Origin of the sequence: Sorangium sp. So ce448 (assembly GCF_051520915.1) — a bacterium.
GTDB classification, from domain to species: Bacteria; Myxococcota_A; Polyangia; order Polyangiales; family Polyangiaceae; genus Sorangium; species Sorangium cellulosum_B.
On record NZ_CP150343.1, the window covers coordinates 6074754 to 6089141 of the forward strand.

Sequence of the window (14388 nt, forward strand, 5' to 3'; positions counted from 1 at the left end):
AAATTTCCCCTGCAGGAAGACTCCCATTCGCCACTCGAGGGCGAGGAATCAAAGCGGCACGAAGTGTGCTCCGACGGGGGACGATGCCCCACTCCTCACCTCTTCGAAGTCTCCGGAAAAACTCTGAAATCGCTCTGGCCCTCGGCCTCGGCCGAGGAGATCGCGACCTTGGACGCGTGTCAGAGTGTGCCAAAGGCGGCCTTGGTCAGATCCCGATGGCGCAAGTACGCCGCTTCATCGCTCTCGCGTTGCCCTTCGTTCTCCTCGCGTGCGGGACGACGGTCGAACCGGCGGCGAGCGCGGAGAGCGCGTCCGGCGGAGATGCGTCAGCCGGGGGCGCGGGCGCCGGTGGAACGGCGTCGGGTGGAGCGAATGGCGGAGCTGGCGCGGGTGGCGCGGCGAGCGGCGGCGCGAACGGGAGCGGCGGAGCGCAGCCCGACCCCGATGGGATCGGTGAGGAATTCCTTCTGAGCTTCCCGCGGCGCAACGCCTTTGGCCTCGGTCAACCGCTCGCAGCGACCCCAGATGGCTCGGTCATCACGGTCGGAGCTCGAGCTCCCGCCGAGCTCCTCCCCGAGTCGATCGACGAACCCTTTCTTGCAGAGTACTCGGCGACCGGAGAAGTCCTCCACGCGCTCGCGCTGCCCGGAGCCGCTGAGCCAGAGTTGATGGCGATCGACGCGGAAGGATCGATCTTCCTCGTCGGCCAGCTCTACATGGACATGACCTTCGGCGAGCTCACTCTCACGGCCATCGAGGACGGGTTTTATCTGGTCAAGGTGAACCCCGATTTTTCGATCGCCCTTGCGGCCGGCGTCACTCTCGAAGGCAGCTCTCCTCTGAGCGCGATCGCGGTTGACGCGGACGGCGACGTCGTCGTTGGCCTCGGCGTGTACAACGACGACGCATCCGTGCAAAAACCTCAGATCATGAAATTCTCCGGGTCGACCCTCGAAGCGATCTGGAGCACGACGTTCGAGCACGACATCAGCCAGGGATACACGATTGCCCTCACGTTCAACCGTGACGGTGAGATCCTCGCCGGCGGCGCGTTCACTGGAACACTCACGATCGGAGAGACAGAGCTCAAAAAGGCTGGAGGGCAGGACGATCCAGCTGTCTACAACGGCTGGCTCGCCTGGCTCGACCCGGAGAGCGGCGATCCTCTGCGCGCGCTCCGCTTTGGCGGGGCGAGCTTCGACTATGTGAAAGACCTGAAGTCGACCGCCTCTGGACGCCTCCTCCTCCTCGCCTCACAAACGTCGACATCGACATTCCTCGATCATACGGACACCTTCGACGAGGAGAGATCGGAGTCGATCCTCTATGATTTCGAGGACGGTGAGACAGTGCATTGGGCGAGCCGGCTCGGCGGACCAGACTATTACGGCAACGCGCTGGCCCTCGGCGGCGATGGCCAAAGCTACGTGGCCGGTCGCTTCGGCTGGCTCGGCACGGAAGAAGATGCAAAAGGAGGGCGCCTCACGCGCTTCGCTGCAGACGGAGCGAAGGGCGAGAGTGTCGAGTTCGCGACCGGTAACCCGAACGGTCTGACGCACGTCGCCGTCGATACGAAAGGCGGCGTTTGGGTCAGCGGGGCGTGGGAGACGGCCTTCGATTTTTCGGGAAAGAGCTACGCTCCGCCGACGGACGGCGGACAGTTCGTCCTCCGGAAGAAGGGATTCTAGACGAACGCGCGCTCCCCGAGGCTCATCGCCTGATGTCGTACTTGTCCAGCTTGTAGAGCAGCGCGCGCCGCGAGATGCCGAGTCGCTTCGCCGCGCGCGTCTGGTTGTTCCCCTCGGCGGCGAGCGCGTCCTCGATGCTCCGCTTCTCCAGCTCGGCGAGGCGCGCCGGCATCGTCCCGCCGTCGGCGGACGGCGGCGCCCCCGTGCTCGCCGGGGGCGCGCCCGTGCTCGCGGGGGGCGCAACGCCCTCGGCGCCCTCCACCACCGAGGCCGGAAGGTGCTCGAGCTCGATGACGCCGCCCTCGGCCAGCACGACGGCGTGCTCCACCGCGTTGCGCAGCTCGCGCAGGTTGCCGGGCCACGCGTGGGCCTCGAGCGCCTGCATCGCCGCGGGCGCGACGCGCGGCGCCCGCTCCCCCATGCGCCCGGCGACCTGCTGCGCGAAGCGGTGCGCGAGCAGCGCGATCTCGGCGCGCCGCTCGCGCAGCGGCGGGACGCGGAGCACGAACGTGCTGATGCGATAGTAGAGATCCTGCCGGAACCTCCCGGCCGCCACCTCGGCCTGGAGGTCCCGGTGCGTCGCGCACACGACCCGCACGTCGAGCTCGATCTCCTGCGTGCCGCCGATCCGGGCCACGCGCCGGCTCTCGAGCACGCGCAACAGCTTGGCCTGCATGGCGAGGGGCATCTCGCCGATCTCGTCGAGCAGCAGCGTGCCGCCCTGCGCCGCCTCGAAGTAGCCGATCTTGCGGCGATCCGCCCCGGTGAAGGCGGCCTTCTCGTGCCCGAAGAGCTCGCTCTCGAGCAGCGCCTCGGGCAGCGCCGCGCAGCTGAGCCTCACGAACGGGCCCCCGGCGCGCGGGCTGGCGCGGTGGAGCTGCTCGGAGACGACCTCTTTCCCCGAGCCCGTCTCGCCAAGCACGAGCACCGTGGTCTGCGCGCGCGCGAGGCGCTGCACCACCTGGAAGACCTTCACCATGGCCTCGTCCGCGACGACGAACCCGGCGCCGGCGCCGGAGGACGGGCCCTCCAGCGCCTCCGGCGGCGCCGCTTCGACGGGCGCCGGCGCCGCGATCGCGACGACGATCTCGGCCGGGCCGATGCGGATCACGTCGCCGCCGGCGAGGGCCCGCTCCGCCCCGCGCACGACGGCGCCGTTCACCGACGTGCCATTGCGGCTCCCGAGGTCGACGAGCGCGAGGGTCTGGCCCCGCCGCGCGACGCGCGCGTGGTTGCGCGAGACGCGGGCGTCGTCGAGGCAGACCGTGGACTCCGGCGCGCGGCCGACCGCGACCACATCGCCGTCGGTGAGATCGATCACCCGCGCCGCGCCGTCACCGGCGCGGACGATCAGGGAGGCCTGACCCTGCGGCGTCCGCTCGCTGGGCGCGCTCTCCGCGGCGTCGAGCTCGGTCGCGACCTCGGCCGCGGTACGCGCCGGCTCCGCGCTCGGCGGAGAAGCTGCCTGTCGTCGAGGGTCTCGCTCCGCCATGCCGTTCGAAGGTTGCGCAAGTGTACGACGCTTGCGCAACCCGCGGCAACGGCAGCGCGCGCCACCGCGCGGAAGACGCGGAGCGCGCGCTGGTCCCCGCCTTGCAGTGCCTCTGCCGCGCGCACGGACCAGCCCCTCTACGGCGCGCGGAGAGGCTGCGGGAACGTGCGGGAACCGCCATCGCCCGGAGCCATCGCGGGGACCGGAGCGTCTGGAGACGCATCGCGCCGACGTGCACCTGGCTTCACGAACGACCAACACGACAGGAGACGAGCATGACTTATCCCATCCGACCGGCGTCCTCTCTCGCGATCGGCGGCGCCCTGCGCCATGCCCTCGTGAGCCTGGCCGCGACGCTCGCCGCCGCAGGGTGCGGCGCAGATGCGAGTTCCGACGCGGAGATCGCCTCGGCGGCGAGCGGCGATGCTGTCACCGGCGCCCTCACGATGACCTGCTCCAAGCTGACGGTGAGCCGGGGCAGCATCGGCGCCGGGCAGACGGCCGCCGCGCTCGCGACGGGGGAACTCACGGGCCAGCAGGACGTGTGGAGCAAGTACGTCGAGTTCGCGCCCAACACGAGCGCGACGTGCGAGTACACGCTCCCCTCGGGCACCTCGGCGGCGCAGCTCGCGTCCCTCGCGCTGAGCGTGAATTACCGCGGCCCGGCGAAATCGGAGATGCGCTGGACCTTCGAGGCGTGGGACGCGGCCGCCCGCGCCTGGGTCGCGGTCGGCGACAACGCGTTTGCGCGCGACTGGTCCTGGACGAACGCGAGCCTTGGCCTTCCGGGGTCGCTCGGGCGCTTCGTGGCGGGCGGTACCCTCAAGATCCGGTACGCGACGAGCAGCTCCGCCGACAGCTCGATGCTCGACAAGCTCGTCCTCACAGGCACAACGAGTGGAGGCTCCGGCGGCAGCGGCGGCTCCGGCGGCAGCGGTGGCTCCGGCGGCTCGGGCGGTGCCGGCGGCAGCGGTGGCGCCGGCGGCAGCGGCGGTGCCGGCGGTGCGGGTGGCAGCGGTGGCGCCGGCGGCTCGGGCGGCGCCGGCGGTGCGGGTGGCAGCGGCGGCGCCGGCGGCAGCGGTGGCGCCGGCGGCTCGGGCGGCGCCGGCGGCTCCACCGGCACCGGTGGCTCCACTGGCGGCATCTGGGTCCCCGCGCCGGGGACGACGTGGCAATGGCAGCTCACGGGCACCATCGACACGAGCCTCGATGTCGCCATGTACGACATCGATCTCTTCGACGCCCCGCAGGCGAAGATCGACACGCTGCGCGCGGCCGGGAAGAAGGTGATCTGCTACTTCAGCGCGGGGAGCAGCGAGGACTGGCGCGACGACGCGTCGAAGTTCCCCGCCGCGGCGCTCGGCAACCCGCTCGACGGCTGGCCGGGGGAGCGGTGGCTCGACACCCGCAACGCCGGCGTGCGTGACGTCATGAAGGCCCGGCTGGACCTGGCGGTGCAGAGGCACTGCGACGGCGTGGAGCCCGACAACGTCGACGGCTACACCAACAGCCCCGGCTTCCCGCTGACGGCGGCGACGCAGCTCGATTACAACCGCTTCCTCGCCGCCGAGGCGCACGCGCGCGGGCTGTCCATCGGGCTGAAGAACGATCTCGATCAGGTGAAGGACCTGGTGGGGAGCTTCGACTGGGCCCTGAACGAGGAGTGCCACGAGTACGGCGAGTGCGAGATGCTCACCCCGTTCATCCGCGCCGGCAAGGCGGTGTTCCACGCGGAGTACGTCGACGCCTCGAAGGCAAACGCCGTCTGCGCCGCCACGAAGCCGCTCGGGCTCTCGACCTTGATCAAGAAGCTCGACCTCGACGCCTGGCGCGTCGCCTGCCCCTGATCCACGCGCCGGCGCAGGGGCGCCGGCCGCGCCCCCGCGATCAGCGCCCCTCGCCGGCTCAGCCCCTCACTCCCCCGCCACCTCGAAGGTCTGCGCTCCGGAGAAGCTCTGCTGCTCCGGCTGGTAGTACGGGTGCACCTCGGCGCCGCCGTCCTCCGCCCTGACAGGCATGGTCGCTTGCAGCCGGTAAACGAAGGTGGCCGCGCGCTCGGCGGGGATCTCCTTCACGTAGAGGATCAGCTGCTTGCCCGTGATCTCGAACTTCGAGAGCTGGCCCGCCGCGATGTACTCCTGGAGATCCTCGGTCAGGAGCTGGAAGCCGGGCGGCAGCCCCACGGTCACGAGGGCCATGTTCTGCACCGAGTCCGTCTTGTTCTGGACGCTCAGCGACGCCGTCACGATGTCGTCCACGTACAGCTGAGTCTTGTCGTACGTCACGCTGACCGCGAGCGGGCCTCCCGCGTCGCTCGGGACCGCGCTCCACGGCAGGTTGTGGCGGCTCACCAGGTTGTAGCTGAGCTTCCCCTCCCCCGAGAACGCGATCGAGACGTCGTGCGCGCCCGCGGTCGCGAGGTGCGTGAGGTCGACCGTCGTCATGACGTCGGCCTGGTCCTCGCGCAGGGAGACCGTGCCCGCCGCCGCGCCGTCGACCGCGACGGTCACCGTCCCCGTCGCGCCCTCCGTCCCCTTGCTCGCGGCGAGGAGCAGGGTGCGCAGGCTCCAGATCGTCGCCTGGGTGGAGCCGAAGTTGCCGTTCGGGTCCTTCGACTGGGTCAGGAACTTCACGCCGCCGTCGGCGCTCGGCCGGTGGGCGCCCGCGGAGAGCAGCGCGTGGGCCGCGAGCGCGGTGGTCGTGACCCTGGCGTCGTTCCCGGACTCGTAGAACGAGGTCTGCGTGCCGCCGTCATCCCAGTAAAATGCGTCTCCTTCCGCGGTCTTGCGCTGGTCCAGCGCGTCGAGCACGCTGTCGGTCAGCGCGCCGGAGGGGTCGGCCACGGCGAGCGCGTTGGCCGCGATCGCCAGCGTGTACAGGTCGTCGGTCGCCGGCTTCAGCGAGCGGCCCAGGTAGGCGAGCCCCGTCCCGATCTCGGGCCCCGTGTACCCCGCGCTCGCGAGCGCCCAGAGCACGAAGGCGCTGTTGCGCAGCGTGCCCGTGTGGAAGCTGAAGAACTCGGTCTGGTCGCCTTCCCACGTGCCGTCCGCCTTCTGCTGGCCAGCGAGCCAGTTGACGGTCCGGGCGAGCATCGCCTCGTCCACGGTGTGGACCTTGATCATGTCGGCGAACTCCATGACGCCGAACGCGGTGACCGACAGGTACGGATGCCCGTCCTGCTCGCCGAACCACGAGAAGCCGCCGCCCGAGTGCTCGAACGTGAGCAATCGCTGGTACCCGGCCGAGATCAGCGACTCGGCCTTCATCTGGATCTCCGGGGTGATCTGGCCTGTCTGCTTCATGTACTGCGTGACGAGCACGTTGGGCCAGGTCGTCGAGGTGGTCTGCTCGAAGCAGCCATTCGGGACCTGGAGCATGCTGTCCATGCCGCTCACGACCTGCGACAGGAACGCGGGGTAGATCTCGAGATAGAGCTGGTTCGAGCCGGGGACCGCGCCGGCGGGGAACGACAGCGCGTGATCGGCGCTGCCCGCCGCGAGCATGCCAGACGCGCTCTCCGCGAAGGGCTTCCCGTCCGGGACCACGCGCACGGTGCGGGCCACGGCGTCGGCGCCCGCGCTGCCTCGCGCGGTGACCGTGAGCGAGTTGACGCCCACCGTGTTCACCTTCACCGGGAACCGGACGCCGCGCACCTCGCCCGCCGCGAGGGACACCGTCGTCGACGTCGCGTCGAGCGGGGTGTACCAGCTCCCCGGCTCGAGGGTGAGATCGACCGTCTGCGGCGTCTCCAGGTAGTTGTAGACGGCGATCGGGAACTCGACCTCATCGCCGCGCGTGAGCGTCGCCGGGAAGCTCACGTCGACGAAGAAGTCCTGGAACACCTTGAAGCCGCTCTGGATGCCGCCGAGCTTGCCGTCCGTGGAGTTCGCCAGCGCCGAGAGCCGCCACTCGGTGATGCTGTCCGCGAGCGGGATGCTCAGGGTGGCCGTGCCGTCGGGGCTCGTGATCACGCTCGGGTTGACGTAGAGGGTCTCCGGGAACTCGCGCCGGACGCGCGGCCCGCCCCCGTTGTCGCCGCCGGGCTCCTCGGTGGGATTCCCGGCCGAGCCGCCGCCCGCCCCGGTTCCTCCGGTCGCGGCGCCGTTGGCCCAGCCGCCGTCCGCGTCGCCGGGGATGCCCCCTTCATTCCACTCTTGCGGGGGCACCGGGACCCCGAGATCGCCGAACGTGAACGCGAACGTCGCGTCGTCCTGGCTCTGCTCCACCTCGTCGGGCCCCGACGATTGCAGCGTGAACCCGCTCCAGCTGGAGGCCACCCGGTACGCGTTGCCCCACACGTCGAAGGCGCGCAGGCGCTCGGCGACCCGGCTCCCGAGCAGCTCGACGTAGATGCCCTGCCCGTTGCAGCTGAACTGGGTGCTGTCGCAGCCGAGCGCCTTCAGCTCCTGCGCGGCGGCCGCGGTGGCCTCCGCGAGCCAGGGCTTCATCACGCCCTTCTGGCGCTCGTTGAACCGAGCGAGCTCCTCCGGCACCTTCGCCAGCACGGCGGGCCACGTGCGCGCCTGGAGGCCGGTGAGCGACGTGCCCGCGAGCGCGGCGAGCGAGGCCTGGGTCTTCACCTGCGCGGCCTCGGCCTGCTCGGGGTCCTCGCTCGCGGTCGCGTTGAACAGCAGGTCCTGGAGGTTCGCCGCGGGGCCGTGGATCTCGTAGCTCGGCTTCGCGAACTCGTCCTCCAGCTCGAAGTAGGTGCGGAGCAGCCCGGGCTGGGCGTCGACAAGCGCGAAGACGGCCTGATCGACCACCTGGACGCCGAGCGCGGCGACCTTCGGGTTCCCCGCGTCGTCCTTGACCGACAGCCGCAGCGTCGCCGTCTCCCCCGGCGCATACAGGGGCTTGTCGGCCTCGACCTGGACGCTGAGCGCGGAGTCGCCCCGCGCGAACACGGTGCGGCCGGAGCGGACCAGATTGCCATCGTCGTCGACAAGGTACGCCTCGACACGGTTGCTGCCGAGCAGGCCGGCGTCGACGGGCATGCTGAAATGGGCGCGCCCGCCCTCGAGCTCGAGAGAGCGCATGTCCACGGCCTGACCGTCGTTCAGCCAGTCGACATAGACGCTGCCGGCCTCCTCGCTCGACTCGATGGTGACCTCGACCGTCTCGCCGGTCTCGTAGACGGCCCGGTCGGTGCGCACGAGCAGGTGCTCACCGCCCGTCTGCGTGCCGAACGAGAACTTCCGCGTGACCGCCCGCGCCCCCACCGTCGCCCGCACCTCGAACGCGCCGTCCGCCGTGGCGACCGGCGGGGTGAAGCTCACAACGGCCTGGCCGAAGGCGTCGGTGCGCGCGGTGAGCTGCGTGCGGTCCGGCGCGGTGATGACCGCCTCCGTGTCGGGGAGCGGCGCCCCGAGCGGGTCGGTGACGAAGAGAAGGAGGGTGTTGGGGATCCCCGGGACGAGCTCGCGCGCCTCGGGCACGAGCACGATCGAGGCCGCGTCGGCGGCGACCTTGACCGGGATCGCCTTCGTGACCTCCTGCCCCGCCGTGTCCGCGACGGTGACGGTCAGCGTCACGGCCGCGTCGCCCTGCTCCAGCGGCAGGCCCGCGAGGCTCGGCGGGAGCGTCAGGCTGAACCCGTAATGGCCTTCGGCGTCGAGCTCGCCCACGATGCGCTGGAACGTCGTCTGACCGACGTCCAGCGACGCCGCCTCGATGGTCACGCTGCCGCCGGCGACGTTCTTGCCGAAGAAATAGCGCGCGTCGATGGTGCCGGTCAGCGTGTCACCCGCTGTGTACCACGGCCTGTCGGTCCTCACGGCGACCTCGAACTTGGGCAGCGCGTACTGCCCCACGGTCACGACCTTCTCCGTCGTGGTCTCCCCGCTCACGAGGCGCACCTTGAACTCGCCGGTGTTGACGATGGAGCCAATCCGGAACGTCGTCGCGGCGACGCCGTAGGCGTCGGTCACGATGGGCTTCTTGAAGATCTTGTTGCCCTTGCCGTCCTCCACCTCGAACGTGATCGCCTCGCGGACGAGCGGCGCGTTGTTCCCCCGCTCGAGCGCGAGCGCGCGCAGGTGGATCGTCTGGCCGGGCTTGTAGAGCGGCTTGTCGGTGGTGAGGAGCAGCTTCGGGCCCGGGCCCTCGACGGTGATGTTCGCTGTGAGGGCCGCGTTCACGCCGAAGCCGAGCGCCTGCGCGGAGACGGGGTGCGCGCCGAGCGCGCCGGGCTCCACCTCGAACACCGCGGCGCCGAGCGCGTCGGTCGTCCCGCGGAGCGGCCGCGCCCCCTCGCCCACCGCGAGCTCGACGCCCACGTTGGGCACCGGCTGATGGGAGAAAGCGTCGGTCGCGCGCACGCGGTAGCTCGCGGTGCGCCCGCGCACCACGCGCGCCGGCCCCTCGAGCTGCACGTCGTAGGGCGGGATGACGCGCAGGAGGCTCCGCGTGACGAGCAGCCCCTCGTCCGACCCGTCGTCGACGCGGACGAGGTACCGCGCGAGGCCCGGCTGCGCGCTCACGGCCGGCGCCGGGAGGCGCGCCTCCGCGGTGGTCGCCGTCCCGCCCGCGATCTCCAGGTCGACCTCGGTCGTGCCTTGTTCCCTGTCCGCGTCGAGATCGACGAGCGTGACGCGCAGGTGGCCGCTCGTCGCGCCGGCGGTCAGGTTGCGCACCGGGATCTGGAGGCGCAGATCGCTCCCGTCGATCACGCCCAGCAGCCTCGCTTCGTCGACCTCGAGCGTGCCGTTCCGCGGTTGATCCGGGCGACCAAGCGACGTTGGCGGGGCCTCATCGGAGGAGCACCCCGCCGCGAACGCGCTCGCCAGCGCCAGCGCGGCGAGCAGGTGGGGAGAGCTCCAGCGTCGGCGGAGAGCATCGAAGCGTACACGCATAAGTCCAAATCCTCCCGAGCGGCGCTGGCACATCCCCAGCGGCCGGCGCGTAGGTTGCATCCGCCGTACCAAGACGAACCACCGCCATCGAGCAGCAAATCCGCGGGAATAGACGCGAACGGTGCGCGGGAGGTGCGCCACCTTGTGCCAAGGTTCTAGCCCACCCGCGCCTCCACCGCGTGCGGGTGTCCGTTCCCCATGGGGGAATGGCGACGCCTCCGTGACTCGATGACTCGGCAACTCGATGGCTCGACGCGCCGAGGACCGCCGACCCCCCGCGATGGCGAGGCCGCGCGGCGTACCCCGCGATGGCGAGGCCGCGCGGCGTGCCCGGCCCATGGGATGGGGTCGACCGGTCACGAGGGTCCGCGCCGCGCTCCCCTGGACATCGGGATCCGACCGTCTCAGGTACCCGCGCGAGCGCAAGGCGTTTCGCCGCCGAGGAGGGGATCATGCAGATCGACTTCGAGATGCCCGTGATGGCCGACGGCGGCGTCGATGCGGGCGTGCTCGACCGCGTCCTTGTCGACCGGGAGCGGGGGGTGCTGACCCACGTGGTGCTCCGTTCTCCGCTGGCCAGCGAGGAGCTGCTGATCTCGATGGATCTCGTGCAGGGCACGGCGGACGGGCACCTCCGCTTGCGGCCCGGCCGGGACGAGCTCCTGGCGCTGCCTCGGTACTACGAGGGGCGGACGACGGCGCTGCCGCCGGGGCGCGTCGATACCTCGCTCGTGCCGCAGCCGCCCGAGCGGAGGCAGGAGCTGGAGGAGGCGCTCGGGGTCACGGACGATACGGTCGAGCTCGGCCCCGACACGCGGGTGATGACCGCCGACGAGGCCGAGGCGCAGCTCGTTGGCATCGGCGCGAACGATCCTGGCAACGACATCTCGCGGATCCGCGTGCGCGGCCCCGCGGGCGCCGAGGCCGACTTCCCCGCATCCTGGATCGACGTGATGCGCGAGGACGTGGTGGCGCTGAAGGTGACCCGGGACGATATCTTGCGCTCCCGTCCGGCGCCCAGACGCCGGGACGGAAACGTCGCGAGCCTCGAGGGGCTCTCGGGCATGGGCGGACGCGACGGCGACACGCCCGAAGAGGTGTTCGGAGCGAATTTCGTCGATGAGCTGCGCGGCAAGGGCGGGATGCTCCTCCGCGTGCCCGGCGCCGGCAGCCCCGCCGAGGCCGAGAGCAACCGCGTGGCGGCGCCCGTGGCGGACGCCGGCCCGGAGCGGCGGTCCTCCTCGCGATGAGCTCGTGAGCCAGGCACGGCGGCTCTCCGGAGAGCGGGAGTCTCCGAGAGCGAGAGGTGGAGTTGAGATAATCGCCCCGCCGGAAACTTGACACCGATGCTCACGCGTGCTCGTCTCCGCCCCAGGATGGACCCTCACCACATTCCGCCGAGCCCGGGCACGCGCACGGCCAGCGTCCTCGATCCGACCGCGGTGGCGGAGACGTTCCGCAGCGAGATCCGGGCGGAGCTCGCGGCGCTGCCCGAGCCGCTGGTCCTGGTCGGTGTGCTCGCGGCGGATCACGGGCCGTCGTACACGTACGCGGAGTACACGCGCAAGGCGTGCGAGGACGTGGGGATCCGCTTCGAGATCCGCCACGCGACGCGGCTCGACGCCGAGGACGCCATCCGCGCGGCGAACGAGGACGCGCGGGTGCACGGGATGATGGTGTATTACCCGATCTTCGGCACGGAGCAGGACGTGTACCTGCGGGACAGCGTCGATCCCGCGAAGGACATCGAGGGGCTCCACACGTTCTGGGCACGTTGCCTGTACCAGAACCAGCGCTTCCTGGACGAGGCGAAGACCAGGAAGGCGATCCTGCCGTGTACGCCGCTGGCCATCCTCAAGCTGGTCGAGGCGGCCGGCTTCTTCGGCGAGGGGGAGCGGCCGCTCGAGGGCCGGCGCGTGTGCATCTTCAACAGGAGCGAGGTCGTCGGGAGGCCGCTCGCGAGCATGATGGCGCACGACGGAGCCCACGTGACCTCGTTCGACATCGATGGTCCGTTGCTCTTCGTGCCCAGCTCCTCGGGCGACTCGCACGAGGTGCGCGAGACGACGGTGGACCGGGCGACCGCGCTGCGGCAGGCCGACATCGTGGTGACCGGCGTGCCCTCGCGGAGCTTCCCGGTCGTGCAGGGCGCCGAGATCCGCGAGGGCGCCCTCTGCATCAACTTCTCCACCTTCAAGAACTTCAGCGACGATATCCACAGCAAGGCGAGCGTGTTCGTGCCCCGCGTCGGCCCCATGACGGTGACGATGGCGATCCGGAACAGCCTGCGGCTCTACAAGAACACCCACCCGGACGGGTGAACCCCGCGCGCGGGGCATGGACGCGCTCGGGCGCTCGGGGCCGACATCGCCGCCCTCGCCAGCGTCAGCCTCCGGTCCACGCCCGCGCGTGCTCGCGCGCCCAGGCCTCGAAGGTCGTCGGTGTCCGCCCCGTCACGCGTTCGACGGTGTCGGTCTGCACGGCGCCGTTGCCCGCGCGGATGCGCTCGATGAGCTCGCCGACGGCCGCGGCGAGCGACGGGGGGGTCCCGGCCTCGATCATCTTCCGCCTGGCGGCGTCGACCGAGACGTCCACGCGCCGCAGCGGCGTGCCGAGGACGCGCGCGAGGATCTCCACCTGATCCGGCGTACTGAGGAGCTCGGGGCCCGTCACTTCCAGCGCCTGTCCCAGGAGCTCTCCGGTGAGCATCGCGCGCGCGGCGACCGCGGCGATGTCGCGCGGCGCGACGGGCGCGGTCTTGCCGTCCCCGTGCGGGTTGTAGACCGTGCGCTCGGCGCGTATGGACCGGGCCCACTGGAAGGTGTTCGACATGAACGTGCCTGGGCGGACGAACGTCCAGCGGAGCCCCGACGCCTTGACGAGGTGTTCCCGCTCGGCATGTCGGTGGGCTAGCTGCACCGTCGGCGCGCCGGCGCTGAGGCTCGACAGGAGGACGATGCGGGGCGCGCCGCTCGCCTGCGCTGCGGCGAGGAAGCCTCGAACGTGATCGACGCCACCGGCATCCGCGACCGGCAGCAGGAACGCCGCCGTCACGCCCTCGAGCGCCGGCGCGATCGTGTCCTGTCGGCCGAGGTCTCCCACGGCCTTCTCGACCCTGGCTCCCCAGTGGGCCACCTTGCGCTCATCGCGCGTGAAGACTCGGACCTTCTCTCCGGCGGAGAGGAGCTGTTCGACGACTTCCTTCCCGACGTTCCCTGTAGCACCCGTGACCAAGTACATGCGTGTCTCCTTCCAGGTGGACTCCTCGGATCAACCCGTTCGCCGCGCGTGAGCCGCCGCGTTTCCATCGCGCCGAGCCGCCCGTCCGGGAGAGAACCTACGACTGTTCCACGGCCTTGATTAGTGTTGACCTGCAGGAAGAACAGTTCGATAGCTGGAACAATTCGATGTTGCCTGACCTCAACGAGATCGCGGTCTTCACCAGGGTCGTCCAGGCGGGCAGCTTCACGCGGGCTGCGCGCGAGCTCGGGATGCCGAAGTCGACGGTGAGCCGGAAGGTGTCCGAGCTCGAGGCGCGGCTCGGCGCGCAGCTGCTCCGGCGGACCACGCGCAAGCTCAGCCTCACGGACGTCGGCGCCGTGTACTACGAGCGCTGCGCGCGCATCGTGGCCGACGTCGACGACGCGGGCCGGGCCGTGACGCAGATGCAGGACGGGCCGCGCGGGCTCCTGCGGATCACGGCGCCGCTGCACTTCGGGTGGATCGGCGGCGTGGTCGCGGAGTACCTGCGCGATCACCCCGAGGCGAGCGTGGAGGTGGTCTGTACGGATCGCATCGTCGACCTCGTCGCGGAGGGGTTCGACGCGGCGCTGCGGATCGGCGCGCCCAGCGACACCTCGCTCGTCGCGCGCCGCCTCGGGGCGCTCCCGCGCTGCCTCGTGGCGGCCCCCGGGTACATCGCGCGCCGCGGCGCCCCGCGCGCGCCGGAGGACCTCGCGGCCCACGACGTCCTCGTGTCCGCGGGGGCGCGCGCGGGGGAGCCGCCCGGCGCGCGGTGGGTGCTCCACCGCGGCGCGCGGCGCGCGGAGGTGCGCGTGACGCCGCGGGCGACGGCGAACAACCTCGAGGTGCTCCACCGGATCGTGCTCGCGGGCGTGGGCATCGGGATGCTGCCCGCCATGCGCTGCGAGCTGGACGTGCGCGAGGGGCGCCTCTCGCGCGTGCTCGACGGGTGGAGCCCGGCCGACGTGCCGCTCCACGCCGTTTATCCAGGCACGCGGCACCTGTCTCCGAAGGTCAAGGTGTTCCTCGACCTCGTGCGAGAGCGCATGAGCCCTGCGCTGCGCAACCGGCAGGAGGACGGAGCGGGCGCTGCTCGGAGCAGCGCATGAGGAGG

At 71.2% G+C, this 14388-nt stretch carries 8 protein-coding genes; 5 read left to right on the plus strand and 3 right to left on the minus strand.

Annotated features, from left to right (window positions below):
- The first annotated feature begins 83 nt into the window (after nucleotides 1–83).
- Nucleotides 84–1688: a hypothetical protein gene (locus WMF45_RS22890; protein ID WP_437718969.1), complete on the plus strand. Its 1605-nt coding sequence runs from the start codon at nucleotides 84–86 to the stop codon at nucleotides 1686–1688.
- Between the two features lie 22 nt (nucleotides 1689–1710).
- Here WMF45_RS22890 and WMF45_RS22895 read toward each other — a convergent pair whose 3' ends face one another.
- Nucleotides 1711–3180, minus strand: coding sequence for a sigma 54-interacting transcriptional regulator (locus WMF45_RS22895; protein WP_437718970.1), 1470 nt, complete (start codon nucleotides 3178–3180; stop codon nucleotides 1711–1713).
- A gap of 275 nt (nucleotides 3181–3455) precedes the next feature.
- Here WMF45_RS22895 and WMF45_RS22900 point away from each other — a divergent pair, with 275 nt between their 5' ends.
- A complete protein-coding gene (locus WMF45_RS22900; protein WP_437718971.1) occupies nucleotides 3456–5027 on the plus strand; it encodes an endo alpha-1,4 polygalactosaminidase in 1572 nt (523 codons plus the stop codon).
- Between the two features lie 66 nt (nucleotides 5028–5093).
- Here WMF45_RS22900 and WMF45_RS22905 read toward each other — a convergent pair whose 3' ends face one another.
- Nucleotides 5094–10031: an MG2 domain-containing protein gene (locus tag WMF45_RS22905; protein WP_437718972.1), complete on the minus strand. Its 4938-nt coding sequence runs from the start codon at nucleotides 10029–10031 to the stop codon at nucleotides 5094–5096.
- A gap of 452 nt (nucleotides 10032–10483) precedes the next feature.
- Here WMF45_RS22905 and WMF45_RS22910 point away from each other — a divergent pair, with 452 nt between their 5' ends.
- Both WMF45_RS22910 and WMF45_RS22915 read left to right on the plus strand, forming a co-directional pair.
- Nucleotides 10484–11281 carry a hypothetical protein gene (locus WMF45_RS22910; RefSeq protein ID WP_437718973.1) on the plus strand — a complete coding sequence of 266 codons (798 nt, stop codon included), beginning with the start codon at nucleotides 10484–10486 and terminating at the stop codon, nucleotides 11279–11281.
- Between the two features lie 126 nt (nucleotides 11282–11407).
- Nucleotides 11408–12352 (plus strand): bifunctional methylenetetrahydrofolate dehydrogenase/methenyltetrahydrofolate cyclohydrolase, encoded by a 945-nt coding sequence (locus WMF45_RS22915; protein WP_437718974.1) that lies wholly within the window; start codon nucleotides 11408–11410, stop codon nucleotides 12350–12352.
- Nucleotides 12353–12416: 64 nt separating this feature from the next.
- Here WMF45_RS22915 and WMF45_RS22920 read toward each other — a convergent pair whose 3' ends face one another.
- Entirely contained in the window at nucleotides 12417–13271 is an 855-nt protein-coding gene (locus tag WMF45_RS22920; RefSeq protein ID WP_437718975.1) for an SDR family oxidoreductase, read from the minus strand.
- Nucleotides 13272–13438: 167 nt separating this feature from the next.
- Here WMF45_RS22920 and WMF45_RS22925 point away from each other — a divergent pair, with 167 nt between their 5' ends.
- A complete protein-coding gene (locus WMF45_RS22925) occupies nucleotides 13439–14383 on the plus strand; it encodes a LysR family transcriptional regulator (RefSeq protein ID WP_437718976.1) in 945 nt (314 codons plus the stop codon).
- The last annotated feature ends 5 nt before the right edge of the window (nucleotides 14384–14388 follow it).